Below are 26,617 nucleotides of genomic sequence, written 5' to 3'. Positions count from 1 at the left end.
ATGGTGTGTCAGTTAAAAAGGTGTCGACTGACACACCATCGCGAGCAGGCTCGCTCCTACAGGGGGGGGCGCGTTGTTTTCAGGTATCACGGTTTACGCGTTTGGGCATCATCCGCAGCAGGGTGTTGTCGCCCACCACATAGTGGTGATAAATCCCCGCCACGGCGTGCAGCCCGATCAGCCAGTAACCGATGGTGCCGCCGAGTACATGCCAGCCTTCGATTTGCTTGGCCAACTCCTTGTCCTCTGACAGCAGCATCGGCAGATCAATGCCATAGAACATCACCTGATGCCCCTTGGCGCTGGTGACCAGCCAACCCAGAATCGGCATGGCGATCATGAACAGGTACAACGCCCAGTGCATCAATTTGGCCAGCACGGTCTGCCAGTGCGGCGAAGCGGGGAAGATCTGCGGCGCCGGGCCGAAGCTGCGTGCGAACAGCCGCAACCACACCAGCACAAACACCGTCAGACCGAGCATGAAATGCGCTTCAACGATCAGCGTTCGGCCACCACTGCCTTTGGGAAAGATTCCGCGAAATTCGATGCTGGCGTAAACCACCGCGAGCAACACCAGCATCAACCAATGCAGCGTGATCGACACGGTGCTGTAGCGTGAGTCGGAGTTCTTCCAGGGCATACGGCGTTCCTCACAGGTCGGGTCAGGCCACCGTTCTTGGTCGACGGTGTGCGTTAACTGTAAGCCTGTTTCGCACGGTTTGCCTCAAGCCATTGGCGGTTCAATGCTCTAAGTCAGGTGATTGAGCAAAAAAACACAATTCCCTCTGTAGGAGCGAGGCTTGCCCGCGAAGGCGTCCTATCAGCCGACATCCATGTTGAATGTTCAGACGCCTTCGCGGGCAAGCCTCGCTCCTACGGGGGGAATGCGGGGATCAGTTGGTTTGCGGCATCTCGCCGTTGGCCAGCCGCTGGTTGATGTCGGCGATCACGGCCGGCAAATCGGTGATGGTGTCGATCATGTAGTGCGGGCGCGAGCCTTCGAACAGTGCGTGGATGCGCTTGCGTTCGCTGTCCAGCTCGTCACTGCCGAGGGCGCGATAACCTTCGTAGTCCAGGCCCAGCGCGTTGCCCGAGCAGATCAGCGCCACGGTCCACATGCCGGCGCGACGACCTTCAAGAATGCCTGGCACGGTGTCGTCGATCTTCACGCACGCGGCGACATCGTCGATGCCCAGGGCGATCACGTTGGCCAGTGCCTGAGCCGGCCATGGACGGCCGTTGGGCACTTCATCGGTGGCGACCACGTGATCGGCGACGTAGCCGTTGGTGGCGGCGAGTTCGACCACTTTGTCCATGACCTGTTTCGGGTAGCCGGAGCAGGAACCGATCTTGATCCCTTGCGCACGCAGGTTGGCGATGGTCTCCAGCGCGCCGGGGATCAGCGCCGAGTGCTCGGCGATTTTTTCGATTTGCAGCGGCATGAAGCGTTGGTAAATCGCAGTGACGTCATCGTCGGTCGGCGTGCGGCCGAAGGCCTTGCGATAACGTTCGGCGACGGCCGGCTGATCGCACAGGGTACGGATGTGATCCCACTTGCCCATGCCCATCGGGCCACGGGCTTCTTCGATGGAGACCTGGACGTCGAATTCGGCGAAGGCCTCGACAAAAATCTGGGTTGGGGCGAAGGAGCCGAAGTCGACCACGGTGCCGGCCCAGTCGAGGATGGCGGCTTGCAGTTTGGTTGGGTTTGCGTAGTTCATTTTTTTGATCCTGTAGGAGCGAGGCTTGCCCGCGAAGAACGATGACGAGGTTTGTCGGACAGACCGCGTCGCCTGTGTTCGCGGGCAAGCCTCGCTCCTACAGGGACGGCGGTGTCTGTGGTTCAGATTTCGAGCACTTCCATCTCGCGCAGCACTTCGGCAATCGCCGCCACCGCCGCGTGCATCTCGGCCTGGTTGACGTGGCCGATGCAGCCGACGCGGAAGGTTTCGACCTGAGTCAATTTGCCGGGATAGAGGATGAAACCCTTGGCCTTGACGCGTTCGTAGAACTCCTTGAACTGGTAACGCGGGTCTTTCGGTGCGTGGAATGTGACGATGATCGGCGCCTGGATCGCGGCAGGCAGGAAGCTGCGCAAGCCGAGTCCGGCCATGTCATCGAGCAACACTTTGCAGTTGTCGGCGTAGCGCTGATGCCGCGCCGGCAAACCGCCTTCTTCGTTGTATTGCAGCAGGGCTTCGTGCAGCGCCGCGACCACGTGGGTTGGCGGGGTGAAGCGCCATTGGCCGGTCTTGGCCATGTAGGTGTGCTGGTCGAACAGGTCCATCGCCAGCGAGTGCGAGTTGCCGGCGGCATTTGCCAGCGCGTCTTTGCGAGCGAAGACAAACCCCATCCCCGGTACGCCTTCCAGGCATTTGCCCGAGGCGGCGATCAGCGCGTCGAACGGCACCTGTTGCGCATCCACCGGCAGCGCGCCGAAGGAGCTCATGGCGTCGATGATCAGGCGTTTGCCGTGTTGCGCAATGACCTGGGCGATTTCCGGCAGCGGGTTGAGGATGCCGGTGCTGGTTTCGCAGTGGATCAGCGCGACGTGGGTGATGCTGGCATCGGCCCGCAGCAGACGGTCTACGTCAGCGGCGGTGGTCGGTTCGTCTTCGGCGGTTTCAAAGGTGCTGAAGGCGCGGCCGAGCACTTCGCAGATTTTCGCCAGGCGTTTGCCGTAGGCACCGTTGATCAGCACCAGGACTTTGCCGTCGCGAGGCACCAGCGTGCCGATTGCCGCTTCGACGGCGAAGGTGCCGCTGCCTTGCAGGGGCACGCAGTGGTGACTGTCGCCGCCGTTGATGATCGCCAGCAGTTGCTCGCAGAGGCTGGCGGTCAGTTGATTGAAGCGGTCATCCCATGAACCCCAGTCGACCATCATCGCCTGACGGGTGCGGGCCGACGTCGTCAACGGGCCGGGGGTGAGCAGGATGGGTTCGGCAGTACTCATTCTCGTGTCCTCGCAATCGATGGGATGAAGCTACGGGGCTTAAATTGCAATTTGCCGTGCTATCAATCAAATTGTTTGTTGTTATGCCAGCCATCAGTGAGGGTTATTCATGAACCTGTTCCAGCTCCGCGCCTTCGATGCGGTGGCCCGCGAGGGCAGCTTCACCCGGGCCGCCGCACGGCTGTTCATCAGCCAACCGGCGGTCACCGGGCACATCAAGGCGTTGGAGGAGCACTACCAGATCACCTTGCTGCGGCGCACCGCGCGGCGGGTGGAACTGACGGAGGAGGGCACCAAACTCGCCGCGATCACCCGGGCGATGTTTGGTCTGGCCGAAGAAGCGCAAGTGATGCTGGAGGCCAATCGGCAATTGCTCACCGGGCGTCTGGAAGTGGCGGCGGACGGGCCGCACATGGTCATGCCGATGCTCGCGAGCCTGCGCGCGCGGTATCCGGGGATCACCGTGAACCTGCGCCTGGGCAATGCGCAGGAAACCCTGGCGGCGCTGTTGTCGGAACATGCCGATGTAGCGGTGCTGACCGAAGTTGAGCCGCGCAAGGGTTTGCATTTGCAGGCGCTGAGCGAGTCGCGGATTTGTGCGCTGGTGCCTGAGGGGCATGCTTGGGCGCAGCGTTCGAAAGGGGTGCCGCTGAAGGAACTGGATCAGGTCATCATGGTGTTGCGCGAACCGAGTTCGATTACCCGACGCACGTTCGATGACGCTTGCGCTCAGGCGAAGGTGAGCCCTCGGGTGTTGCTGGAACTGGACAGTCGCGAGGCGGTGACCGAGGCCGTCGCGGCACAGTTGGGGGTTGGCGTGGTGTCGTCGGTGGAGGTCAGCCATGACCCACGGGTGGCGGCGGTGCCGATTATTGGCGAGGGATTGGTGAACCGGCACATGATCGGGTGCATGGAGCGGCGGCGGGATTTGCGCTTGATTCAGGCGTTTTTCGAGTTGGCGCCCAACTGATAAACCGAGGCGCAGCCATCGCGAGCAGGCTCACTCCCACAGGTTTTGTGTCGTACACAAGGCAAGCGGCAAACACAAAACCCTGTGGGAGTGAGCCTGCTCGCGATGGGGCCAGAAGGGTCTACACCAGACTCTCGCGCACCATCTCCAGAAACGTCGCCACCACCCGTCGCGAACTCTGCTCGCGCAAACACACCAGCGTTTCCGTCAGCCGCCGCTTGCAGTCGGTGATCGGCAACGCACACACCCGCGAATCCGCACCAAACTCCGCCGCCGAGACCACCCCCACCCCAATCCCCACGACCACAGCCTCACGCGCCGCCTCCCGGCCTTCGACCTGAATCGCCGGGCGAATCCGAAACCCGGCGCCGGCCATTTCCTCTTCCAGTGTCTGACGCGTCACCGAGCCGATTTCCCGTAGCACCAGCGGCGTATCGTCGAGGTCCGCGAGGCAGATCGACTCGCGGTCGGCCCACGGATGATTGCGCGAAACAAACGCCACCATCGGGTCATTGCGCAGCGGCAGCGAGATCAATCGTTCATCGCTGACATCGCGCCCGAGCAACGCCAGGTCAGCCTGATAGTTGAACAGCCGAAACAGCGATTCATCAGTGTTGCCGGTTTCGATCTTCACGCTGATGCCGGGGTAGCGCTCGCAGAACCGCGCGATCTGCGGCAGCACATGCACCGGGGCGTCCACCGCCAGAATCAGGCTGCCGGTCTGCAACGCCTGCGAGTCTTGAAGCAACTCCTGCGCCTCGGCTTCGATGACGAACAATCGCTGGGTAATGCTCAACAAGCGCTCACCCAGATCGGTCAGGCGCACCGACCGTTTGTTGCGATGGAACAGCAAAACCCCGAAGCGCTCTTCGAGCTTGCGCACCTGGTCGGAAATCGCCGGTTGCGTGAGAAAAAGCCGCTCGGCGGCTTTGGTGAAGCTTCCGTGAACAGCCACGGCATGGAAGGCTTTGAGCTGGGCGTGGGAAACCGACATCGAAACCTCCAGTAACAAGCTGGGCTTATATTGGAAATACGATAAATCGATTTCACTTATTAATCAGTAATTGTTTTTATCGGCTCCAGTCGCGGTGACTGGTCAGTCGAACAGCCTCCGTGACCATGAGCCTGCGCGTGCAACAGCAGGACTCATCTGACCGGTATCGCCAAAGGGACGCAGCGATATCGCAGTGCTCAACAATAAAAACACAGGCGTTTTCTTCCAATTCTGCCGGCACACTCACACCCTGAGGTCAGAACCACAATGAACAAGCACATCGGCACCATCAAGCGTTGGCGCGTGCAGATCTTCGCGATCACCTGGCTCGCCTACGCCGCTTTCTACTTCACCCGCAAAGCCTTTTCCGTGGCCAAACTGGGGATCGCCGAAGACCCCACCTTCATGCTCGACAAAATGGCCATGGCCAACCTCGACGCCATCTACCTCGCGGCCTACGCCATCGGCCAATTCACCTGGGGCATCCTCGCCGACCGCTTTGGCCCACGGGTCGTGGTGCTCGGCGGCTTGCTGATTTCTGCTGCGGCTGCGCTGGTGATGGGCAGCTTCGCAACGTTACCGATTTTCGCCACCTGCATGCTGATTCAAGGGCTGGCCCAGTCCACCGGATGGTCTGGGCTGTGCAAGAACATCGGCAGTTTCTTCCCCGCTGAACAGCGCGGGCGAGTGCTGGGTTTGTGGAGTTCCTGCTATGCCTTTGGCGGGCTCGTGGCGTCGCCGTTTGCCGGTTGGTGGGCGTACACGCTCATCGGTAGCTGGCATGCGGCGTTCTTTTCCAGTGCGGCGGTGGTTGGGCTGGTCGCCGTGCTGTTTTTTATTTTGCAACGCAACAAACCGCAAGACGTTGGCTTGCCAGCGATCGAACCGGAACCAGAGATGACCGCCGAAGAGGCGCATGCGCAAAGCAAGATCAGCGTGCTGGAGCCGTTGAAGGAAATCCTGCGCAACCGCACGGTGCTGGTTCTCGGGCTCGCGTACTTCCTGCTGAAACCGGCGCGCTACGCGATTCTGCTGTGGGGCCCGGTGATCGTTTTCGAGCAGATGCCAACCGTGGGCAAGGTCGGTGCGGCGATCATCCCGACGGCGTTCGAACTGGCCGGGTTGCTTGGGCCGATCCTGCTCGGGCTGGCCTCGGACAAACTGTTCGGCGCCCGACGCATGCCGGCCTGCGTGATCAGTTTGCTTGCATTGACCATTTCGCTGGCGTTGTTCATGGGCGCCTTGCACACCGGCAGTGTGATGCTGGTGGTGGCGCTGCTGTTCGTGATGGGCCTGACCCTGTACGGACCGGACTCGATGATCAGCGGCGCGGCGGCCATCGATTTCGGCACCGCCAAGGCCGGCGCCACGTCGGCGGGCTTCGTCAACGGTTGCGGCTCGGTCGGGGCGATTCTCGGCGGTTTGCTGCCGGGCTACTTCGACTCGGTCACCGTATTCATAATCTTCGCCGGCTGCGCCTTGTTTTCAGCGCTGGTGCTGATCCCCTACTGGAATAGCCGCCCGGCTGGCCTGCGTGGCGAAACTGCATTCGTGCCGAACCGGCCGATGAGCGTCAAACCCCTGCGTACCTGAGGAAATACCGATGAGACCTTTCTGGCTGGAACAGGCGCTGGCGGCTGAGTCGTGCGCGCCGTGCGAACCTTTGCCCGGCGACACCCGTGCCGATGTCTGCATCGTCGGCGGTGGCTACACCGGTTTGTGGACCGCGATCATGCTCAAGGAGCAGAACCCGGAACTGGATGTGTTGCTGATCGAAGCCGACATCTGCGGTGCCGGCGCCAGCGGCCGCAACGGCGGTTGTGCGCTGTCGTGGTCGGCCAAGTATTTCACCCTGGAAAGGTTGTTCGGCGTCGAAGAGGCGGTGCGGCTGGTCAAGGAATCCGAGCGCAGTATCCATGCGATCGGCATCTTCTGCGAACAGTACGGCGTGGACGCCGATTACCGCCTCGACGGCACGCTCTACACCGCGACCAACCGCGCCCAATGCGGCTCGACCGACGCGGTGATCGCAGCGCTCGAACGCCACGGCATCAACTCGTTCACGCAACGGCCGGTGGCGGATGTGCAGCGCATGGCCGGTTCCCGAAAACACCTGGAAGGCTGGTTCTCACCGGCCGCCGCCAGCGTGCAACCGGGCAAACTGGTGCGCGGTTTGCGCCGGGTGGCGTTGCAGTTGGGCGTGAGGATTCATGAGAACACCGCGATGACCGGACTGGAGGAGGGCAAACCGGCAGGGATCCAGACCCCGCACGGCACTGTCCGCGCGGACCGGGTGGTGCTGGCGATGAACGCGTGGATGGCCCGCGCGTTCCCGCAGTTCGAGCGCAGTGTGGCGATTGTCTCCAGCGACATGCTGATCACCGAACCACGGCCGGACCTGCTCGACCAGATCGGATTGACCAGCGGTGTCACGGTGCTCGATTCACGGATTTTCGTGCACTACTACCACAACACCCCGGACGGCCGGATCATGCTCGGCAAGGGCGGCAACACGTTCGCTTACGGTGGCCGAATGCTGCCGGTGTTCGATCAGCCGTCGCCCTATGCAGGCCTGTTGCAGCACAGCCTCAGCGAGTTTTTTCCGGCGTTTGCCGAGGTCAAAGTCGAAGCGACGTGGAACGGTCCGTCGGATCGCTCGGTCACCGGTTTACCGTTCTTCGGCCAGATGAGCGCCCACGGGAATGTGTTCTACGGCTTCGGTTATTCCGGCAGCGGGGTCGGGCCCTGTCACATGGGCGGGCAGATTCTCGCTTCAATGGTTCAGGGGCTCGACAATGCCTGGACCCGTTCACCGCTGGTCAACGGTCCCTTGGGCTTCTTTCCGCCGGAGCCGATTCGCTACCTCGGTTCGCTGATGGTGCGCAACGCCATCCGCCGCAAGGAGCGTGCCGAAGATCACGGGCGTCGGCCACGGCATCTGGACGTGCGCCTGGCAAAATTCGCGGCGGCAGCGGGCAAGGCGGACAAGGGCTGATCAGGCCTGACGGTTGATCAGCCAATCGAGCAGCAGCCGGTCATCGCCGCGTGGTTGTCGGGTGGTTCGAGGCGCTGGCGGATGGCTCGCCGTCGCGCACAACACCGGACGGTCCGGATCGCTGTCGAGAAAACTGATGAGCACCTCGGTGCCGGCGACCGGCAGCTTCGACGGATCGATCCGACCGTCCGCTGTGGCGAGAGCCAGGGGCAGCCAAAGGCCGGGGGATTCATCGTCATCGGACTCCGGGGTGGGCCACAACCTGACCTGTATCCGGCCTTGTTCATCCAGCACCGCAGGCTGGCCGACCGGGCCGAGCACCCGCGCCGTCTGGAAGCCCGGAATGCCGGGCCTGGCGTGTGTCAGCGCGGGGCGGAACACCGTTGACCACGCAATGGCGGTGAACTGATTGCTGTAACGCCGGCTCATGTCGGAGGTGGCCGGGGCGAGAATCGACGGTTGCTGTCCCTGATGACGGAGCTCGGTCAGCAGCCATTGATCGTTGAAGTTCTGCAACGGATGTTCCGACACTTGCACGATGCGTCCGCTGCGCAATTCGCTGTGATTGCTTTGACCCTGTATCTGCCGATGCAGACAGCGCAAGCGCTCGAGTATCCGGCGGCTGAGCCGTTCGCGATCGAGCGGTGGCGGGGCGGGGTGCGCGCAGAGTGGCGGCGAGGTGTGCCGCTGGAACAGTTCGTTGATCACCGGCCCGTTCGCGTGCCCGGGTGTGTCGCCATGAAACGGCGTCAGCAGCGGTTCCTGGGGGAAACTCAGGCAGTCATCCGCGAGCACCAGCACATGGCCGTCGCATTGATGTTCGAAGTGATAGTGGATGCCTTCTTCTTCGCAGAGGCGTTGCAGGAACGTCAGGTCGCTCTCGTCAAACTGAATGCAAAACGGCCTGACGGGATAGCGCCCGTTCGGCAGCTCAAAACGATAGCTGTCTTCGGGCACTGAGTTTTCTGCGAGTAACTGGCGCAGGATCGCTGGCACATTGAGTTGATGAAACACCCGGCGGCAACGCTGCCGGTCGAGGTTTTGCAGCCAGGGCACCACCACCAGCCTGTACCCGATCCAGTGCGGGCCGCGATGTTCGTGGCTGACGCTGTGGACGACGCCATGAATACCAAGGCCTTGCGTCAGACTGAGGAACACCGGTTGTTGCAACAGGCGATCCGGGCTCATCGCCGGTGACAGGCCGATCACTTCGATATCGAATCGATAGGGTTGGTTGAGCGCTTCATGGCCACTGAACTGAACCACCTGCCAACTCAAATCGGCGTCCAGCAGTGTCAGGGTGAAGGGACTTTCCTTGTCGTTGTGCATCGATCGCGCTTCTGCCAGGGAGTACGGGCACAGAGGGTACGAAACCGTGGCCCTTTATGGTCACCGCAAATCGACGTTTCAGAATCGCCCTACAACCAGCGGTGAAGAAGTCGATTCGACAGGATGGATTTTTTGGTCGATTGCCAACTTTAGGCCGTATAAACTTGCGCAAAGCGTCGGCCAATAGATGTCTCGGCGCCATAGATAAGAGAGTGAGTAATGGGCGCACAGTGGAAGGTTAAACACAAAGAAGCGGCAGCCAACGCCAAGGGCAAGATCTTCGGCAAACTGGTGAAAGAAATCACCATTGCTGCGCGTAACGGTGCCGATACCGCCACCAACGCACACCTGCGTCTGGTGGTCGAACAGGCAAAAAAGGCGTCGATGCCCCGCGAAACCCTGGAACGTGCGATCAAGAAGGGTTCCGGCCAGCTCGGTGAAACCGTGCAATACCATCGCGTGACCTACGAAGGGTTCGCGCCGCACCAGGTGCCGCTGATCGTTGAATGCGTGACCGACAACATCAACCGTACCGTCGCTGAAATCCGCGTCGCGTTCCGCAAGGGTCAGCTCGGCGCCTCCGGTTCCGTTGCGTGGGACTTTGACCATGTGGGCATGATCGAGGCGTCCCCGGACAGCCCGGATGCCGATCCGGAAATGGCCGCTATCGAAGCCGGCGCACAGGATTTCGAACCTGCCGATGACGGCGCCACCCTGTTCATCACCGAAGCGACCGATCTGGATTCGGTGCAGAAAGCCTTGCCTGAGCAGGGTTTCACCGTGTTGTCGGCGAAGCTGGGCTACAAGCCGAAAAACCCGGTCAGCGGCCTGAGCGACGAGCAGATGGCTGAGGTTGAAGCGTTCCTGGAAGGCCTCGACAACCACGATGATGTGCAGGACATGTTTGTCGGTCTGGCTGGGTAATTTGCTTCTTCAGTGATACCGCCTTCGCGAGCAAGCCCGCTCCCACATTTTGGTCCTTCGTACACAGGTCAAATGTGGGAGCGGGCTTGCTCGCGAAGACGGAGTTCACTGCGCCGACAATCCCTCTGTTAGACCGTCTCCCTGACCTCCACCAATTGCCCCAACCGGCTGCGCGTGCGCGCCAGGTCAATGGCATCGCCGCCCAGGCTTTCGCGCAACGAACGGTGGCCGAGCAGGATCAGGTGCTTGTCCTGGTCGTACAGAACGTCCACCAGATTGATGAAACGCTGCTGCGCGGCAATCGAGCAGTCGGCGAGGTTGGGCAGTTTATCGATGATCCAGTGGTCGAAACGTCGGCACAGCTCCAGGTAATCCATGACCGCCGTGGGGTGGTCGCACAGATCGCCGAAGGTGAAACCGATGGTGCGTCCTGCGCAATAACGGGCTGGAAGATGCCGGTTGCCGACGGGCAAAGGAATGGACGGCGCATCGGGCTCGGGCAGGTTCAGTGCCTGACGTTGCGCCGACGTAGCCGGCCAGACGTAGTGACCCTGGGTAAACAACTGCTGGGCGTGGGTTCTCGCCTGACTGCGATAGTCGTGCGGGCCGCCGACTTCCATGACTTGCATGCGCGCATTGATCAGGTCGATCACCGGTTTGAAGCGCGCGTGGTAGAGCGGGTTTGGCAGCAAGCCCTCAGGCGGGTAGTTGGAGGTCACCAGCAGCAGAATGCCTCGGCGAAACAGAGCCTTGAACAGCCGCGCGATGAGCATCGCGTCGCCAATGTCGTGGACGTGAAACTCGTCGAAACACAGCACCCGGCAATCGTTCAGCAAGTCGTCGAGCGTCGTCGCCAGCGCATCCGGGTGTTCGCGATGACTGAACATGCCTTGGTGCAGTCGAGCGAAAAACTCGTGGAAGTGCAGGCGCTGTTTTTCCGCGATCGGCAGCGCCTGGAAAAAGCCGTCGAGCAACCAGCTCTTGCCACGCCCCACGGCGCCGTACAGATACAGGCCCGGCAGCGTTTTCGCCGAAGTGCCGAGCAGTGCCGCAGCGTGCTGCGCCATGCAGTCGACCACGCGCTGCTGGCTGTGGCTGAGGGTGTAACCCTGTGCGTGGGCCTTGTGCCGGAAATAGTCGTGGACCACGCGCCCCATCGCTGAATGAGCGGCGGAGGTGGTCGATGCCTTGCCGAAGAGACGGCGCAGCGCGGGCCAGCGTGGTGTGAATCGCGAACGGTTGGGCGGTCGAACGGCCACTGTGTCACCCCGTAATCGTCAGGCAGGCTCCCCGAGCTGCGGCGGCCTAGTGTAACCAAATGGGGAAATTTGCTTCCAGTTGTGTCGACGGGCGTGGGGTGTAGTTGGACGGAATTGTGCGGTGTGTACAGCTTATTGGGCGTAGGGGTTGTGGGGTTTTGCCAGCAATTCGACATAAAAGCTCATTCCTTCGGTGGATCCAATTTTTTCGGGCCACTGGAAAATCTTCGGGGCGTTGCTAATCTGATTTTTTAGAAGCCCCCCCACAAGGAATCGGCCGTGAATGGAATCAATGCATGGGCAGTCTTGGGCGTGATGCTCAGTGCGCAAGTATCGGCCGCAGAACTTCAGGTGCAAGTGCGTGTCGACGTGCTGCGCGGCTGTCAGTTGGTCGGCCAGCAACGCAGCGCGGGCGTCGAGCAACTGGGGGTGCTGGACTTCGGCAATACCGCGCGCCTGGACGATCCCGCCGGGCCTTTGGCGGCGGCGCTGATGAACGAGCGCCTGCCCCGACTCGAATGCAATCCCGACACCCCTTATCAACTCCGGGTCGACGGCGGCCTGCACGGTGGCGTCGGTGACACGCGCTACATGGCCGGTTCCGCCGGCAGCAAACCCATTCCCTATCGGCTCTATCAGGACCCCGCGCGGTTGATCCCGCTGGCGGTGGACGTCCCGGTGAGCGGCCGTGTGCCGGATACCGGTTCAGTCGATTTACCGTTGTATGCACGCATCGAACCGCTGGCGGAAATTCCCCGGGTCAGTCGCTATTCCGACCTGTTGAAAGTGACCGTCACCTGGTAGCGGCAACTGTGTAACTGCCGCCAATGGATTCGGCTGGCGCAGGGAAGGGGGCGCTCCTCGTTGTGCGCCTGGGTTCTGGAGTCCTGATGGAATTGGGATTGGCGTTATGACAAGCAAACTCTGGATATTGATGGCCGTGGGTGCAGGGGTATTGCTGACGGGGGGCGCGCAAGCGGCGATCAGCGGGCAGATCCATGCGCGACTGACCATCATCGCCGGTTGTGAAGTGACCAATGGCGGCAGCCCGGTCAGTGATTTCGGCACGCTGGATTTCGGCCAGCAAGGCCCGACCTGGACCAACCCGATCAAAGCCCGCCTCGGTGCTGACGGTCGCGGCAGATTGAACGTCGCCTGCACCCCTTCGGTCACCGGCTTCACCGTCACCATCGATGGCGGCACCCATGGTGACGGCACCACCCGGCGCCTGAGCAACGGCAGCCAGACCCTGCCTTATCAATTGTTCCTCGATGCATCCGGAAGCCAGAGCTACAGCATCGGCCAACAACACAACTTCGCCGTCACCAGCGGGGCCCAGATACCGATTCCGGTGTTTGGCTCGGTGGTGGCGAATACCCGCGCGATACCGGCCGGGGTCTATACCGACACCCTGACCGTGACGCTCGATTGGTAAACCCGTAGAGGACGGACACCATGCGCATGCTCGTATCAAGGATAGCTTTGTCACTGCTTGGCCTGACGCTGGTGTCCGGCGCGCAGGCGGCCACCACGGTCACCGGCCAGATCTCTGCCAGCCTGATTCTGATCAGCAGCTGTCAGGTAAATGGTGCGGGTGGCTCCAGCGGGCTGAACTTTGGTGCCTTGAACTTCGGCACCGACAACAGCCTGTTCACCACGAAAGATGCACAAGTCATGGGCGGTGGCGTGGCGCTGTCGATCCTCTGCTCCAGCGGCACCACGCCAACGGTCAAGGTGCGTGCCGGTGCCCACGACGGACTGTCGGCGGGCGGTTCTCGCGCGCTGTACGACGGTGTCGCCAACTACGTGCCGTACGACTTGTACACCGATTCCGGGCACTCGCAGCTTTTAGCCATTGACGGGGTGATCAACCTTGACCCCAGCACCGGCGTGGCGCAGACCGTGAACATCTACGGTCAGGCGAAGGGCAAGGCCGGGCTGCCGGCGGGTACTTACAGCGACACGATTTCCGTCGAACTGACGTTCTAGGGCGATGAACCGCCATGGATGGGTGGCGATGGCGCTGTTGTGCGCGGCCGGTGTGCCGTTGCCGCTGGCAGCGGTGACCAGCCAGAGTTTCCTGGTCAGCGCCACGGTCACTGCGGGTTGTCTGGTGGTCGGCGGGGTGTCGAACTACGGCAGCCTGAATTACGGCAGCCAATCGGCGCTGGCCACCGGCACGGTGCAAGTGGCCCTGACGGGGGATGTACAGCTGCAATGCACACCGGGCGTGACCATGAACATGACCGTCGATGGCGGCCAGTACAACAGCAGCGGGCGACACCTGCAGCTGACCACCGGCAGCAACCGCGTTTCGTACCAGCTGTTTCGCGACGCGGCTTACAGCCAAAGCCTGGGGATCGGCCAGAGCGTCGCGGTGGCATATACGGACGCAAACAACATCCGCCTGCCGATTTACGGTCAGGTGCAGTTACCGGGCAATCAGCCTGGGGGGACTTACAGCGATGTGCTGCAAGTGCAGCTGTCGTGGTAACGCGGCGTTTTTGATCGGGCCTGACAGGCACAAGGAGTAGGCAAATGGATTTACCCGCGCGGCGGCATTCTGTTGTGCGTCAGGCAGTGTTGGCGATGCTGCTGTTGGGGGCGGTCAAGGTGCAGGCGGCCAGTTCGGTGCTGATCTGGCCGATCGATCCCGTGCTGGAGGCCGATCAGCAGGCCAGTGCCTTGTGGCTGGAAAACCGTGGCAACGAGACTGCGAATTTGCAGATCCGGGTGTTCGCCTGGAGCCAAAGCGGTTTCAACGACCAATACCAGAACCAGCGCGACGTGATCGGCAGCCCGCCGGTGGCGAAAATCGAACCGGGCCAGAAACAACTGGTGCGCCTGACCCGCACCCGGGAGATCCCGACGGGGCAGGAGCTGGCTTATCGCATCATCATCGATGAAATCCCCTCGGCCACTGCGCCCGCCGGCGAAAGTGGCAAGACGGCGGCGGCCATTCGGTTCCAGATGCGTTATTCGGTGCCGTTGTTTGCTTACGGCGCGGGGCTGTGGAGCAAGGAAGACACCAGTCGCAAGCGTGATCCCAAAGGCGCGGGGCTGCCGGATTTGAGCTGGCGCACGGTGGCGGTGGACGGTCGCCCTTATGTGGAAGTGCGCAATCAGGGGGCGGTGCATGCGCGGTTGACGGACGTTGCGCTGAAGCAGGGAGGCCAGACAAAACCTCTGGTGGAAGGCCTGCTCGGTTATGTGCTGCCGGGCGCGATCATGCGCTGGCCGGCGCCCGGTCCGATGGCGCAAGACCCGGCGTTGCAGGTGCGGGTAAATGGTTCGCCGCAGGTACAAAGCATTACGCCCGCGCGCTGATCTGCAACTGACGGGAAAGGGAGGCAGGGTCCATCGACGGACGTAAAGCGGTAATGAGCCCGCATCGGGCCCGCAGTTTCCAGCGTCCGTTGATCTGCGCCATGAGCTGTGTGGGTTGCCTGGCGTTCGCTCACCCGTCCCAGGCCGGTGATTTGCCGCCGCCACCCGGCAGCATGGAGGCCGTGGCTGATGCGCAGTTGTTTCTGGAATTGGTGGTCAATCAAATGAATACCGGACACGTCGTGGCGGTGGAGCAACGCAACGGGCGGCTTTTCCTGTCGGCCAACGCGTTGCGTGACACCGGTATGAAACTGCCGGACACCCTCGGCACCGAAGTCGACCTCGACAGCCTGTCGGGCCTGCACAGTGAGTACGACAGCGCCGGTCAGCGCCTGCTGCTCGACGTACCGCCCAGCTGGCTGCCGGAGCAATTCGTCGGCAATCGCGACGCCTACCCGCGCACTCCGGCCCTGAGCAGTTTCGGTGCCTTGTTCAACTACGACCTTTACCTCAACGACACCGATGATGCCGGCACTTACCTCGCGGCCTGGAACGAAGTGCGACTGTTCGACAGCTGGGGCACGCTGTCCAACACCGGGCAATACCGGCGCACGTTGTCCGGCGATTCGGTCAGTACGCTGAACAATGGCTACCTGCGTTACGACACCACCTGGCGCTACTCCGATGACGAGCGATTGCTGACCTACGAGGCCGGTGACCTGGTCAGCGGCGCATTGCCCTGGAGCAGTTCGGTGCGCCTGGGCGGGGTTCAGCTGTCGCGGGATTTCGGCGTGCGCCCGGACCTGGTGACTTATCCGTTGCCGCAGTTTGCCGGGGAAGCGGCGGTGCCATCCTCGGTCGACCTGTTCATCAACGGCTACAAATCCAGCAGCGCCGACCTGCAACCTGGCCCCTACACGCTGACCAATATTCCGTTCATCAATGGCGCCGGCGAAGCCGTGGTAGTCACCACCGATGCCCTCGGTCGGCAGGTCTCGACCACCGTGCCGTTTTACGTCACCAGCAGTTTGCTGCAAAAAGGCCTGAGCGACTTTTCCGTGGCGGCCGGTACCTTGCGCCGCGATTACGGCATCAGCGATTTCGGTTACGGTCCCGGTGTCTCATCGGGCAGTCTGCGCTACGGCCTGAGCGACAACTTCACCCTGGAAAGCCACGCCGAAGCATCGGACTCACTGACCCTCGGCGGTGTCGGCGGCAACCTGCGCCTGGGCAATTTCGGGGTGCTCAATACCGCACTCAGCCAAAGCCGGTTCGATGGCGACAGCGGTCAACAACTGAGCCTGGGTTATCAATACAGCAGCCAGCGCTACAGCTTCTCTTATCAACGCCTGCAACGTCGCGACCAATACGCCGATCTGACCGTGGTCGACAGTCCTTTCACCACCCTCAGCAAACGCAGCGAACAGGCGACCCTGAGCCTGAATCTCAATGCCTGGGGCAGCCTCGGCGTCGGGTATTTCGACGTGCGCGCGGCGGATGATTCACGCACCCGTTTGCTCAACCTGACCTGGAGCAAACCGCTATGGCACAACAGCAGTTTCTACCTGTCGGCCAACCGCGAAATCGGCGACAGCAACTGGGCGGTGCAGGCGCAACTGGTGATCCCGTTCGACTTGCGCGGCAGCCTGGCACTCAGCAGTGAGCGCAGCAAGACCGGGCAGAGCCAGCAGCGGGTCAATTACAGTCGCGCCGTGCCGACTGAAGGCGGGGTGGGGTTCAACCTCGGTTATGCCCACGGCGACGGCCCGGCCTATCGTCAGGCCGACCTGACCTGGCGCCTGCAGTCGGTGCAATTGCAGGCCGGTGTGTACGGCAACAGCGACGCCGAAACCCGTTGGGCCGATGCCAGCGGATCGCTGGTGTGGATGGACCGCCAGGTGTTTGCCGCCAACCGCATCGACGATGCCTTTGTGGTGGTCAGCACCGATGGTTACGCCGATATTCCGGTGCGCTACGAAAACCAGCAGGTCGGCCAGACTGATCGCAATGGCCACCTGCTGGTGCCGTGGAGCAGCGCCTATTACCGCGGCAAGTACGAGATCGATCCACTGAACCTGCCGGCCAACGTGCGCAGCCCGAACGTCGAACAGCGGATTGCCGTGCGCCGTGGCAGCGGTTATTTGCTGACGTTTCCATTGAGCCGGGTGATCGCCGCGAGCATCGTCCTGGTGGATGCGCAGCAGCGAGAGCTGCCTCTGGGCAGCGGTGTCGTGCATGAGCAGAGCGGCACGCAAACGGTGGTCGGATGGGACGGTCTGGTGTACCTGGAAAATCTTCAGGCGCAGAACACATTGCAGGTGACACTGGCCGACGGGAAAGCCTGCCGCGTCCAGTTCGCGGTGGACATGAATCAGGATCAGATTCCGCTGATCGGGCCGTTGGTGTGCCAATGAGTGCCGTGAAATGGCTGGTGCTGCTGGCGGTCTGGTTGCCGGGCTCGGCATGGGCGTTGTGTTCGGTGGTGGTCCCTGCCACTGCGGTGGCATTCGGTTCGGTGAGCTCGATTGCGGTTCGTATTGCCGTGCAGAACAGTTCAAGCCTCAACGCCGGTTTGAGTTGCACCGGCTCATTGGTCTCGTTGCTGACCAACAATGACCATTTCTACGCAACGATTACCTCGACTCAAACCGGACTGCTCGGGCCGACCGGAGACGTCATCGGTTACACGCTGTATGCCAACAACACCACCAGTTACCCGATCGAACGTGGCACGCCCTTCGACTTCGCGCGCAACGGGATCATTGATGCGCTGGGGCTGCTGGGCAGCGTGGTGCCGAAAACCGCACCGATTTATCTGGGGACAATCACGGGCAGTAACGTGGCGGCGGGTATCTATACCGAGACCTTGAGCATTGCCTGGAGCTGGAATTATTGCTCCGGCATTGGCGCCGGCAGTGTTTGCCTGGGGCGCGATATCAGCAGCGGCACCACCAGCATGACCGTCACCCTGACGGTCGCCAATGACTGCACCATCACCGCGCCTAACATCAGTTTCGGCAGCGCGCCGGTCGTCAGTGCCTTTGCGCCGGTTACCGGCCAGACCATCAGCCTCGCCTGCACCAAGGGCAGCGCTTACACCGTGGGTCTGGGCGATGGTCTGCAGGCAGCCAGTGTTGGCGGGCGACGACGGATGGCTTTCGGTGGTAATTACCTGGCGTATGACATCTTCAAAAGCGCCGGCACCACCCGCTGGGGCAGTGTCGGCAGTGCTCGCCGGGCCAGCTCCGATGCCGAGGTCAATCCCGGTAACGGTTTGGGCTCCGGGAGCCAGATCTTCAATTACAACGCGAAAATCTACACCGACCAGACCACGCCGCCAGCGGGCACGTATCAGGACAGTGTGATTCTGGATGTGGGGTTTTAGCCCCTGTAGGAGCGAGCTTGCTCGCGATGGTGTATCAGTCACATTGATGTCGACTGACACACCATCGTCGGAGCGCCGCCCGGAGCAAGCTCGCTCCTACAGGGTTTTGTTGTGTTGGCTCGATAGTGAACTACCGCTCGATACTACGATTCCACCGCGCATTCCACGTCGGGCGCTGTTCGTTGACCTGGTCCCAGTCGATGGCAATTGCCGTTGTCAGATACTGCTTCATCGCTTCGACCTGGCCACGGGTTTTGTCCGTGGTCGGGGTGTTCGGGTTGGACGGGATCTGATCGCCATCTTCAAGTGCAGCGGCTTGCGCCTCGGGGGTCAGCAGAAACGCGGCGAGTTTCTGCGCCAGTTCCGGCTGGGTGTTGTTGGCGATGGCGCATTCGGCAACGTTGAGCACCACTGCGCCTTCCTTCGGTTGTGCATATTCGACCGGCATGCCTTTGAGTTTCAGCGCGGTGACCTGGGTTGGCGTCAGCGGGAACAGCGCCGCTTCGTCGGTCTGGAGCATTTCGGAAATCTTCGCCGAGCTCGGAATGTATTCCAGCACGTTGCGCCCGACGGTGTTCGGCCATGCCTTGAAGCCCGGCTCGACGTCGGTTTCGCTGCCACCCTGAATCCGGTTGAACATCAGGAAACCGTGCAGGCCGAAGGTCGAAGAAGCCATCGACTGGAACACCAGTTTGTCCTTGAAGCGCGGGTCGGCCATGTCCATCCACGAGGTCGGCGTCGCCCAGCCTTTTTCCTTGAACAACCGCGTGTTGTACGCCAGCCCCGTGACACCGAGGCTGACTGCCACGGCCTGGTCCTTGATGCGGCCCTTGGCCGGAATCTGCGCCAGGGTCGGGCTGTCTTCGAGTTTGTCGCACAGGCCCATGGCGATGGCGCGGTACATGATGCCGTCGTCGAGGAACATCACGTGCATTTGCGGGTTGCCTTTGCTGGCCTGGACCTTGGCCAGAATATCGGCGGACGTGCCGGGCACGATCACCACTTTGACGTTGTTGGCTTTCTCGAAAACCGGCAGCACCTTGTCGGCGTAGAGCCGTTCCATGGTCCCGCCGTTCATGCCGAGGTAAAGCGTCGGTTCGGCCTGGGCCTGGGTAACCGTGAGCAGGGCGCTCAGGCACGAAAGTCCGAGCAGTGCAGTGCGTTTGACGTTATTCATTGGCGCGACCTTCCTCTATCAAGCAACGGAGATGGAGTGAAACCGGGTGATGGAAAACGCATCCAGCGACGTGGTTGAGGCGCCGCTGCAGATGATCTCGGTGAGCGCCTGGCCCACCGCCGGACCGATCTGGAAACCTGCGCCGGCAAAGCCGAACGCGTGCAACAGACCGGGTTGAGTGCCACTGTGACCGATCACCGGTTGGCGATCGGGCAAGTAACCTTCGGTGCCGCTCCAGGTACGAATCGCCTGGGCGCCTTCAAGAAACGGATAAAGCTCTACGGCTTGGCGCAGGATTTCGATCACCGCGTGTTGACCGGGGCGGGCGCGCGCGCCGTCGAGGGCAAACCCCTGGCCGCCGCCCAACACGCAATTGCCGCGCGCGACCTGACGCGCATAAATCCCGCCACCCTCGACGCCGGTGCTGGCGTTCATCACCCATGGCAAGGGTTCGGTGACCAACATCGCCGGGTGCCCGGCGTGCATCGGCACCGCTTCGTCGAACTGCGCGGCAAGGCTGCCGGCCCATGCGCCAGCGCAGTTCAACAGCCAAGGGGAGTGCAGCTCTAAACCGTTTTGCGTGCTGACCCGAAAGCGCTGACCGTCGTGCTCCACGGCGCTCACCGCGCATTGTTCGTGGACTTGCGCGCCGTGGCGCTGTGCGGCCCGGGCAAATGCGGGCGAAACCAGTCGTGGGTTGGCGTGACCGTCATCCGGGCAAAACGAAGCGCCGACCGCGACGTCTCCGACCCACGGAAAACGCGTGCGTAATTCACGGCGATCAAGCACCTGCAAATCGAGGCCGAACCCCTGACTGCTGGCGGCATAGTCCTGCAATGCGCGCAGGTCGTTGAGGCTGCGCGCCAGTTTCAAGTGACCGCTGCGCTGGTATTCACCGTCAATGCCGATCAACTGCGGCAACTGCCCCCAGATTTCGTGAGCCTGTTGCGACAGCGGCAGTTGCGACAACGGTCGACCCTGACGCCGCACGCCGCCGTAGTTCACGCCGCTGGAGTGCGAGCCGCAAAAGTCGCGCTCCAGCAGCGCCACGCGACGACCGGCCTTGCTCAGGAAGAGCGCGGCGGAAGCACCGACAATGCCGCCGCCAATGATCACTGCATCGACCTCGATCATGGCTCGACCTCCAGACCAAACGGCAACGGTTTGATCGGTGCCTGCGCCCGCAGGCGGCCGATGTCAGAGACGTTTCGCTGACTGGCGCAGGCAATGATTTCTGCGGCGGCAGCGCCACACATGCGCCCCTGACAGCGGCCCATACCGACCCGGCAATGGGCCTTGACCCGGTTGATTTCCCAATGGCCCTCGCGCACGACGTCGCGGATGTCACCGGCGCGCACTTCTTCGCAGCGGCAGACCATCACGTCGTCCGGCGTATCGGCCGCCCAGTTTTGTGGAAACACGAAAGCGCGTTCCAGGCCTTGGCGAAAGCTATCGATTCGTTCAAGTGCCTGCTCCAGTTGCACGCCACGTTTGGGCGCAACCACGTGACCCATGTCTTCGAGCAAGGCGAGGGCGGCCCGTTCGCCGGCCATTTCCGCCGCGTCGGCGCCCATGATGCCGGCGCCGTCGCCGGCCAGATAAACCTCGGCGACACTGCTGCGACCGGCGCTGTCACGCTGCGGCAGCCAGGCGCGGTTGAGCGGGTTCCAGGCGAATGCGCAGCCGAGCAAGTCGGCGAGTTGGGTTTCACTGCGCAGGCCATGGGCGAATGCCACGGCGTCGCAGTCCAGTTGATGTTCACCGTTTGAGTTGGACCAACGCAGCGACTGCACGCGGTGTTCGCCATCGATGCGTTTCAAGGTTGCACCCTGATGCACCGGGATGCCGTGAGCGGTCAGCCAGCTGCGGTAATAAATGCCTTTGGCCAATGTGGCCGGTTGCGCCAACAGATCGGGCAGGGCGCGGGCCTGGGCGCTGAACGGCGAGCTGTCGAGCACCGCGATCACGTTCGCGCCGGCCTTGGCGTATTGATACGCCACCAGATACAGCAACGGTCCACTGCCGGCGAACACCACGCGTTCACCGATGGCGCAGCCCTGGAATTTCAGGGCGATCTGCGCAGCGCCGAGGCTGTAGACGCCCGGCAGCGTCCAGCCTTGCACCGGCAAAACCCGGTCGGTGGCGCCCGTGGCGACAATCACCCGAGAGAACTCCAAGCGTGCGGCGCGCTGCTCGTGCAAGGTGTCGAGTGCGCCGGCCTCGGCGTTCCACACCAGGGTTTCAGGACGGTAATCGAGCTGCTCGCGCAACTCATCAATCGTCTGATGCAACGCCTTCGCCTTGCGCGCTTCAAAGCCATACAGCTTGACCGCCGAGCGCTTGAAGTTCGCCGGCTGCCGCCGATAAATCTGCCCGCCACCGCGCGCGGCTTCGTCCAGCAAAACCGGGCGCACACCATGCGCCACCAGCGTCTGCGCCGCACGAATCCCGGCCGGCCCGGCCCCCACAACAACCACCGACTTCATACCCAACCCCCTGTAGGAGCTGGCTTGCCGGCGATGAGGCCCTTACATTCAACATCCACGTCGGCTGACCCACCGCCATCGCCAGCAAGCTGGCTCCTACAGTTGATTGGTGTTGATCGCGAATTTTGTGCTCGACACAGATCCCCTGTAGGAGCTGGCTTGCCGGCGATGGGGCCCTCACATCCAACATCGATGTCGGCTGATACACCGCCATCGCCAGCAAGCTGGCTCCTACAGTTGATTGGGGTTAGTCGCGAATTTTGTGCCCGACACAGCTCCCCTGTAGGAGCTGGCTTGCTAGCGATGAGGCCCTCACATCCAACATCCATGTCGGCTGACCCACCGCCATCGCCAGCAAGCCGGCTCCTACAGTTGATTGGGGTTGGTCGCGAATTTTGTGCTCGACACAGATCCCCTGTAGGAGCTGGCTTGCCGGCGATGAGGCCCTCACATTCAACATCCATGTCGGCTGACCCACCGCCATCGCCAGCAAGCTGGCTCCTACAGTTGATTGGGGTTGGTCGCGAATTTTGTGCTCGACACAGATCCCCTGTAGGAGCTGGCTTGCCGGCGATGGGGGCCTCACATTCAACATCGATGTTGGCTGATACGCCGCGATCGCGAGCAGGCTCGCTCCTACAGGGGATCTGGGTTGGGGAGATGTAATGTGTGTTCATAGCGATCGCCCCGGTTCGCGGCTGATGTGTTCACCGGCTTCTAACAGCGTCGAGCACGCGCGTACTCGCCGGCCATCGCCCAAGCGAACCCAGCAGTCCTGGCACGCGCCCATCAAGCAAAACCCGGCGCGGGGCTGTGCGCTGAAATCGCTGCCGCGCAAGTGTTCGCTGCAGGTCAGCACGGCGGTCAGCACGGTGTCGCCGAGCAGCCCGCTGGCCGGTGCGCCGTCGAGGGTAAAGTTCACGGCCGGGCGGTCGCCTTCGGCCAGTCGTTTCAGCAGAGCCATGGCGCCCTCATTGTTTACCCACCAGAACCCGATCCAGTCCGTAGACCCGATCAAGCAGAATCATCGTCAGCGCAGTCAGCGCGATCACCAGGGCCGACACCGCCGCCATCATCGGATCGATGGACTCAGTGGCGTACACGTACATGCGCACCGGCAAGGTTTGCGTGGCCGGCGAGGTGACGAAAATCGACAGCGTCACCTCGTCAAAACTGTTGATGAACGCCAGCAGCCAGCCCCCGGCGACTCCCGGCAAAATCATCGGCAAGGTGATTTGGCGGAACAGCGTGAAGCGCCCGGCACCCAGCGATTGCGCCGCGTGTTCGGCGCTGCGATCCAGGCCAATGGCCGAGGCCAGCACCAGTCGCAGCACATACGGCGTGATCACCAGCACGTGAGCAAAGATCAGCCAGGCGAAGCTGCCGTTGACGCCCATCAGCGCAAACAAGCGCAGCAGTGCCACGCCCAACACCAGATGCGGAATGATGATCGGCGACAGAAACAGGCCATTGAAAAAGTCCCGTCCGGGAAACTCGAAACGGGTGATTGCAAGCGCCGCCGGCACCGCAATCAACGTCGCCAGGCTGGCCGCGCAGAACGCCAGAATCAGACTGTTGTAAAACGCATCGACAAAGTCGGCGCGCTCGAACACCGCGCGGAACCAACGCAGGGAAAACTCCGTGGTCGGCAGACTCAGGGTGTTTTCCGGGGTGAACGCCACGAGGCAGACCACCACCAGCGGCGCCAGCATGAACACCACCACCAGGGTATGGAACAGCAGGGCGAAAGGAGCGTTCTTGGACATGACGAGTTATCCCAATGACTTCTTGTAGCGGCCTTCGATCATCCGGTTCCACGACAGCATGATCAGCAGGTTGAGCAACAGCAGAGCGACGGCGATGGCGGCGCCCATCGGCCAGTTGAGCTCCGACAGGTACTGGTCGTAGATCAGCGTGGCGACCATCTTGATCCGGCGCCCGCCGAGCAGGCCGGGAATGGCAAAGGAGCTGGCCGCGAGGCCGAACACGATCAACGTTCCGGACAACACGCCGGGCATGATTTGCGGCAGCACCACCTGGCGCATCACCGTGAAGTGACTGGCACCCAGCGACATCGCTGCTTGTTCGGCGGCCGGGTCGAGTTTTTGCAGAGAGGTCCAGACCGGAATGATCATGAACGGCAACATCACGTGAACCAGTGCAATCACCACCGCGAACGGCGTGTACAACAGCTTCATCGGTGAGCCGCCGAAGGCTTGCAGTGTCTGGTTGACCAGACCGTCGGCGCCGAGCAAGAGGCTCCAGCCGAAGGCGCGCACCACCACCGAAATCAGCAACGGCGTGAGGATCAGAATCAAGAAAATCGAACGCCATGGCGCGCCCATGCGGCTGAGGATGTAAGCCTCGGGCACGCCGATCACCACGCAGAGCAGGGTGGTCAGGGCGCTGATCCAGAACGTGCGCAAAAAGATTTCGTAGAAGTACGGATCACCCAGCAGGCTGCTGTAATGGTCGACGGTGTAGGCGTCGCCGTTGATGCCCGAGCTGTAGTCGAAGACGTTGAACGACAACACCAGCGTCAGCAGCAGCGGGATCACCAGCAGGCAGACGTATAGCGCCAGCGCCGGTGCCGACAACAAGTAGCCCTGACGTCCCTGGCGAACAGCCACGAGCGTACTCATGCCGACACCTCGTCGACACTCAGCACCCGCAGCAGCGCCGTGTCCCAGTCGAGGCCGACCGGTGTGCCTTCGTTCAGTGGTGCCGAGCCGTCGTTGCGGCGCACCACGCTGAGTTCGCCGAGGCTGGTCGAAACGCCGTACAACCATTGGCTGCCGAGAAAGAAGCGGCTGACGATCCTGCCTGGCAGGCGGCCGTGATCCTTGTCCCGCAGATCGATTTTTTCCGGACGCAGGCTCAGGGTCAGTTCACCACCGCTGCGCACCTGAACCACACCCGCACTGTCTCGTTCGCCGGGCAGCAGATTGGCCTTGCCGACGAAGCCGGAAATGAACTCGGTGCGCGGATGTTCGTAAAGGGTGTAGGGCGCGTCGATCTGGGTGATGCGCCCGGCCTGCATCACTACCACGCGGTCGCTGATGGACAGCGCTTCGGACTGGTCGTGGGTGACCATCAACGTGGTGATTCCGACTTCGCGCTGGATGCGGCGGATCTCGAATTGCATCTCTTCGCGCAGGTTGGCGTCGAGGTTGGACAGCGGCTCGTCGAGCAACAGCACCGGCGGCTCGATCACCAGGGCGCGGGCCAGCGCCACACGCTGGCGCTGACCACCGGACAGTTCGCGTGGGTAACGTTCTGCGTGCTGGTCCAGACGCACCAGTTTCAACACCCGATCCACGCGCTGCTGCAACTCGCCGTTGGGCACTTTGCGCATGCGCAGGCCGAAGGCGACGTTGTCTTTGACGGTCATGTGCGGAAACAACGCATAACTCTGGAACACCACGCCCAAGCCACGGCTGGCGGGTTTGGCGTGGGTGATGTCGCGACCGTCCAGCAGAATGCGCCCGCTGGTGACTTCGACGAAGCCGGCGATCATTTGCAGGGTGGTGGTTTTGCCACAGCCGGAAGGGCCGAGCAGGGACACGAACTCGCCTTTCTCGACCGAGAGGTGAGTGGCGACGACGGCATCGATGTCGCCGTAACGTTTGCCGAGTCCTTCAAGTTGCACAAAAGCCATAACTGCGCTCCACCTGAGATTGTTATGCGCGGCCTGAGGTCGCGCTTTTTTGTATGGGCAGATACGAAAGGGTGTTGCGGGGTGCGTTGGCGCTCGACTTGGGTCGGCTGCCGCTGTTGTTCGAATCGCCCCTGTGGACGCAGATTAGGACGAAGACTAGGATGGGCTCAATGGCCTATTTCACTGAAGCGATGACTATTTTCAGTTTCATTCGGTGAGTAAATTAATTGTCGAGAAATGGCATGACTGATTCCATTGAGCGGAATGAAAACAAAAATGAAGTCGGCGTCGGTGCGGTCTCCCGGTTGTTTGCGGTGCTGCGCAGTCTGGGTGACACCGTCGAGGGCGGGGAGCGCGTGACGCAACTGGCCCAGCGCATTGGTTTGTCGCAACCGACCACGCACCGTTTGCTGCGCAGCCTGATGGACGAGGGCATGGTCGAGCAGGACGTTCGCAGCAAACGCTATCGCCTGAGCCTGGATTTTTTTGCGCTGGCGGCGCGTGCCGGCAATACCGGAAACCTGCGCGAACTGGTGCGGCCGTCGTTGTTGCGGTTGTCGGCTTCGCTGGGGGATTCTTTGTTTCTACTGGCGCGCAGCGGGTTTGATGCAATCTGCCTGGACCGCAGTGAAGGGCCGTTTCCGATTCGCACCTTTACCGGCGACATCGGCGGGCGGGTGGCGCTGGGCGTGGGCCAGGGCAGTCTGGCGATCCTGGCGTTCCTGCCGGAAGAGGAGCGTGACACGGTGATCCATTACAACCTGCCGCGGCTGAAGGATTTTCACCTGTATGACGAGGTGTTCCTGCGTTCGGAAGTCGAGAACGTGCGCGCTCTTGGTTATGCAGGGCGCAACACCGGCGTGCTGCAAGGCATGGCCGGCGTGGCGGTGCCGATTCTGGATCGCGAGGGGCGAGCGGTGGCGGCGTTGAGTGTGGCCACCGTGAGTGACCGATTGGGCCCGGATCGCTTGCCGACAGTGGTGGAGATGCTCAAGCGCGAAGCGGCGCTGATCGGGCCGCGGATCAATCCGTTTGATCCGTTGTTGCGGCGACCGTCCCAAGTCTTCGGCCAAAGCTGAACACACCGCAAATCCCTTGTAGGAGCCGGCTTGCTGGCGATGGCGGTGTGTCAGTCAAATCAATGGTGACTGATACACCGC

At 62.0% G+C, this 26,617-nt stretch carries 25 protein-coding genes; 12 read left to right on the top strand and 13 right to left on the bottom strand.

Going from position 1 to position 26,617, the window contains the following annotated elements; translation table 11 throughout:
• Nucleotides 1–79 precede the first annotated feature (79 nt).
• From KGB24_RS24175 to KGB24_RS24165, 3 genes are all read right to left on the bottom strand, one after another.
• Nucleotides 80–640, bottom strand: a complete 561-nt coding sequence (locus tag KGB24_RS24175; protein WP_223414994.1) for a cytochrome b — start codon at nt 638–640, stop codon at nt 80–82.
• A gap of 253 nt (nt 641–893) precedes the next feature.
• Nucleotides 894–1,721, bottom strand: coding sequence for a phosphonoacetaldehyde hydrolase (gene phnX / locus KGB24_RS24170; protein ID WP_008040487.1), 828 nt, complete (start codon nt 1,719–1,721; stop codon nt 894–896).
• 122 nt (nt 1,722–1,843) lie between these two features.
• Complete coding sequence (locus tag KGB24_RS24165; RefSeq protein WP_223414992.1) at nt 1,844–2,953, bottom strand: 2-aminoethylphosphonate--pyruvate transaminase; 1,110 nt, start codon at nt 2,951–2,953, stop codon at nt 1,844–1,846.
• Between the two features lie 109 nt (nt 2,954–3,062).
• Here KGB24_RS24165 and KGB24_RS24160 point away from each other — a divergent pair, with 109 nt between their 5' ends.
• Complete coding sequence (locus KGB24_RS24160) at nt 3,063–3,923, top strand: LysR substrate-binding domain-containing protein (RefSeq protein ID WP_223414990.1); 861 nt, start codon at nt 3,063–3,065, stop codon at nt 3,921–3,923.
• A 121-nt stretch (nt 3,924–4,044) separates the two neighbouring features.
• Here KGB24_RS24160 and KGB24_RS24155 read toward each other — a convergent pair whose 3' ends face one another.
• Nucleotides 4,045–4,917, bottom strand: coding sequence for a LysR family transcriptional regulator (locus KGB24_RS24155; RefSeq protein WP_008029617.1), 873 nt, complete (start codon nt 4,915–4,917; stop codon nt 4,045–4,047).
• Between the two features lie 267 nt (nt 4,918–5,184).
• On the opposite strand from KGB24_RS24155, the gene KGB24_RS24150 reads away from it, so the two are divergent.
• Both KGB24_RS24150 and KGB24_RS24145 read left to right on the top strand, forming a co-directional pair.
• A complete protein-coding gene (locus KGB24_RS24150; protein WP_008029615.1) occupies nt 5,185–6,510 on the top strand; it encodes an MFS transporter in 1,326 nt (441 codons plus the stop codon).
• 4 nt (nt 6,511–6,514) lie between these two features.
• Nucleotides 6,515–7,912, top strand: a complete 1,398-nt coding sequence (locus KGB24_RS24145; protein WP_223415015.1) for an FAD-dependent oxidoreductase — start codon at nt 6,515–6,517, stop codon at nt 7,910–7,912.
• Here the strand turns inward: KGB24_RS24145 and KGB24_RS24140 are convergent, their stop codons facing one another.
• The gene (locus KGB24_RS24140) at nt 7,913–9,241 is read right to left on the bottom strand and encodes a type VI secretion system Vgr family protein (protein ID WP_223414988.1); all 1,329 of its coding nucleotides are present in this window, start codon (nt 9,239–9,241) and stop codon (nt 7,913–7,915) included. It abuts the gene before it with no gap.
• A 219-nt stretch (nt 9,242–9,460) separates the two neighbouring features.
• Between KGB24_RS24140 and KGB24_RS24135 the strand changes: the two genes are divergently transcribed.
• Nucleotides 9,461–10,165 carry a YebC/PmpR family DNA-binding transcriptional regulator gene (locus KGB24_RS24135; RefSeq protein ID WP_008029612.1) on the top strand — a complete coding sequence of 235 codons (705 nt, stop codon included), beginning with the start codon at nt 9,461–9,463 and terminating at the stop codon, nt 10,163–10,165.
• A 128-nt stretch (nt 10,166–10,293) separates the two neighbouring features.
• Here KGB24_RS24135 and zapE read toward each other — a convergent pair whose 3' ends face one another.
• Nucleotides 10,294–11,424 (bottom strand): cell division protein ZapE, encoded by a 1,131-nt coding sequence (gene zapE / locus KGB24_RS24130; protein WP_223414986.1) that lies wholly within the window; start codon nt 11,422–11,424, stop codon nt 10,294–10,296.
• A 315-nt stretch (nt 11,425–11,739) separates the two neighbouring features.
• On the opposite strand from zapE, the gene KGB24_RS24125 reads away from it, so the two are divergent.
• The 7 genes from KGB24_RS24125 to KGB24_RS24095 all read left to right on the top strand — a co-directional run bounded on the left by KGB24_RS24125 (nt 11,740) and on the right by KGB24_RS24095 (nt 18,136).
• A complete protein-coding gene (locus KGB24_RS24125) occupies nt 11,740–12,228 on the top strand; it encodes a spore coat U domain-containing protein (RefSeq protein ID WP_223415014.1) in 489 nt (162 codons plus the stop codon).
• A 106-nt stretch (nt 12,229–12,334) separates the two neighbouring features.
• On the top strand, nt 12,335–12,859 hold the full coding sequence (locus KGB24_RS24120; protein WP_008029609.1) for a spore coat U domain-containing protein: 525 nt from the start codon (nt 12,335–12,337) through the stop codon (nt 12,857–12,859).
• A gap of 20 nt (nt 12,860–12,879) precedes the next feature.
• Nucleotides 12,880–13,413: a spore coat U domain-containing protein gene (locus KGB24_RS24115; protein WP_223414984.1), complete on the top strand. Its 534-nt coding sequence runs from the start codon at nt 12,880–12,882 to the stop codon at nt 13,411–13,413.
• A gap of 4 nt (nt 13,414–13,417) precedes the next feature.
• Nucleotides 13,418–13,918, top strand: coding sequence for a spore coat U domain-containing protein (locus KGB24_RS24110; RefSeq protein WP_032828770.1), 501 nt, complete (start codon nt 13,418–13,420; stop codon nt 13,916–13,918).
• A 44-nt stretch (nt 13,919–13,962) separates the two neighbouring features.
• Nucleotides 13,963–14,751 (top strand): molecular chaperone, encoded by a 789-nt coding sequence (locus tag KGB24_RS24105; protein WP_223414982.1) that lies wholly within the window; start codon nt 13,963–13,965, stop codon nt 14,749–14,751.
• A 53-nt stretch (nt 14,752–14,804) separates the two neighbouring features.
• Nucleotides 14,805–17,165 carry a fimbria/pilus outer membrane usher protein gene (locus KGB24_RS24100; RefSeq protein ID WP_223414980.1) on the top strand — a complete coding sequence of 787 codons (2,361 nt, stop codon included), beginning with the start codon at nt 14,805–14,807 and terminating at the stop codon, nt 17,163–17,165.
• The gene (locus KGB24_RS24095) at nt 17,162–18,136 is read left to right on the top strand and encodes a spore coat protein U domain-containing protein (RefSeq protein WP_223414978.1); all 975 of its coding nucleotides are present in this window, start codon (nt 17,162–17,164) and stop codon (nt 18,134–18,136) included. Before KGB24_RS24100 ends, KGB24_RS24095 begins: the two co-directional genes overlap by 4 nt.
• Before the next feature lie 130 nt (nt 18,137–18,266).
• Here KGB24_RS24095 and KGB24_RS24090 read toward each other — a convergent pair whose 3' ends face one another.
• The 7 genes from KGB24_RS24090 to KGB24_RS24060 all read right to left on the bottom strand — a co-directional run bounded on the left by KGB24_RS24090 (nt 18,267) and on the right by KGB24_RS24060 (nt 25,457).
• Nucleotides 18,267–19,313, bottom strand: coding sequence for an ABC transporter substrate-binding protein (locus KGB24_RS24090; RefSeq protein ID WP_223414976.1), 1,047 nt, complete (start codon nt 19,311–19,313; stop codon nt 18,267–18,269).
• An 18-nt stretch (nt 19,314–19,331) separates the two neighbouring features.
• Nucleotides 19,332–20,447 carry an NAD(P)/FAD-dependent oxidoreductase gene (locus KGB24_RS24085; protein ID WP_223414974.1) on the bottom strand — a complete coding sequence of 372 codons (1,116 nt, stop codon included), beginning with the start codon at nt 20,445–20,447 and terminating at the stop codon, nt 19,332–19,334.
• Nucleotides 20,444–21,799, bottom strand: a complete 1,356-nt coding sequence (locus tag KGB24_RS24080; protein ID WP_223414972.1) for an NAD(P)/FAD-dependent oxidoreductase — start codon at nt 21,797–21,799, stop codon at nt 20,444–20,446. Before KGB24_RS24080 ends, KGB24_RS24085 begins: the two co-directional genes overlap by 4 nt.
• 673 nt (nt 21,800–22,472) lie before the next feature.
• Nucleotides 22,473–22,763 carry a (2Fe-2S)-binding protein gene (locus KGB24_RS24075; protein ID WP_223414970.1) on the bottom strand — a complete coding sequence of 97 codons (291 nt, stop codon included), beginning with the start codon at nt 22,761–22,763 and terminating at the stop codon, nt 22,473–22,475.
• A 7-nt stretch (nt 22,764–22,770) separates the two neighbouring features.
• Nucleotides 22,771–23,565 carry an ABC transporter permease gene (locus tag KGB24_RS24070; protein WP_223414968.1) on the bottom strand — a complete coding sequence of 265 codons (795 nt, stop codon included), beginning with the start codon at nt 23,563–23,565 and terminating at the stop codon, nt 22,771–22,773.
• 6 nt (nt 23,566–23,571) lie between these two features.
• A complete protein-coding gene (locus KGB24_RS24065) occupies nt 23,572–24,441 on the bottom strand; it encodes an ABC transporter permease (protein WP_008041222.1) in 870 nt (289 codons plus the stop codon).
• Complete coding sequence (locus KGB24_RS24060) at nt 24,438–25,457, bottom strand: ABC transporter ATP-binding protein (RefSeq protein WP_008031922.1); 1,020 nt, start codon at nt 25,455–25,457, stop codon at nt 24,438–24,440. The genes KGB24_RS24065 and KGB24_RS24060 overlap by 4 nt, the downstream gene beginning before the upstream one ends.
• A gap of 242 nt (nt 25,458–25,699) precedes the next feature.
• Here KGB24_RS24060 and KGB24_RS24055 point away from each other — a divergent pair, with 242 nt between their 5' ends.
• On the top strand, nt 25,700–26,536 hold the full coding sequence (locus KGB24_RS24055) for an IclR family transcriptional regulator (protein ID WP_008031920.1): 837 nt from the start codon (nt 25,700–25,702) through the stop codon (nt 26,534–26,536).
• Nucleotides 26,537–26,617: the final 81 nt, after the last annotated feature.

Origin of the sequence: Pseudomonas sp. BF-RE-25 (assembly GCF_019956105.1) — a bacterium.
GTDB lineage: Bacteria > Pseudomonadota > Gammaproteobacteria > Pseudomonadales > Pseudomonadaceae > Aquipseudomonas > Aquipseudomonas migulae.
The sequence above is the reverse complement of the archived record's forward strand: the minus strand, read 5'-3'. Positions and strand labels throughout refer to the sequence as shown.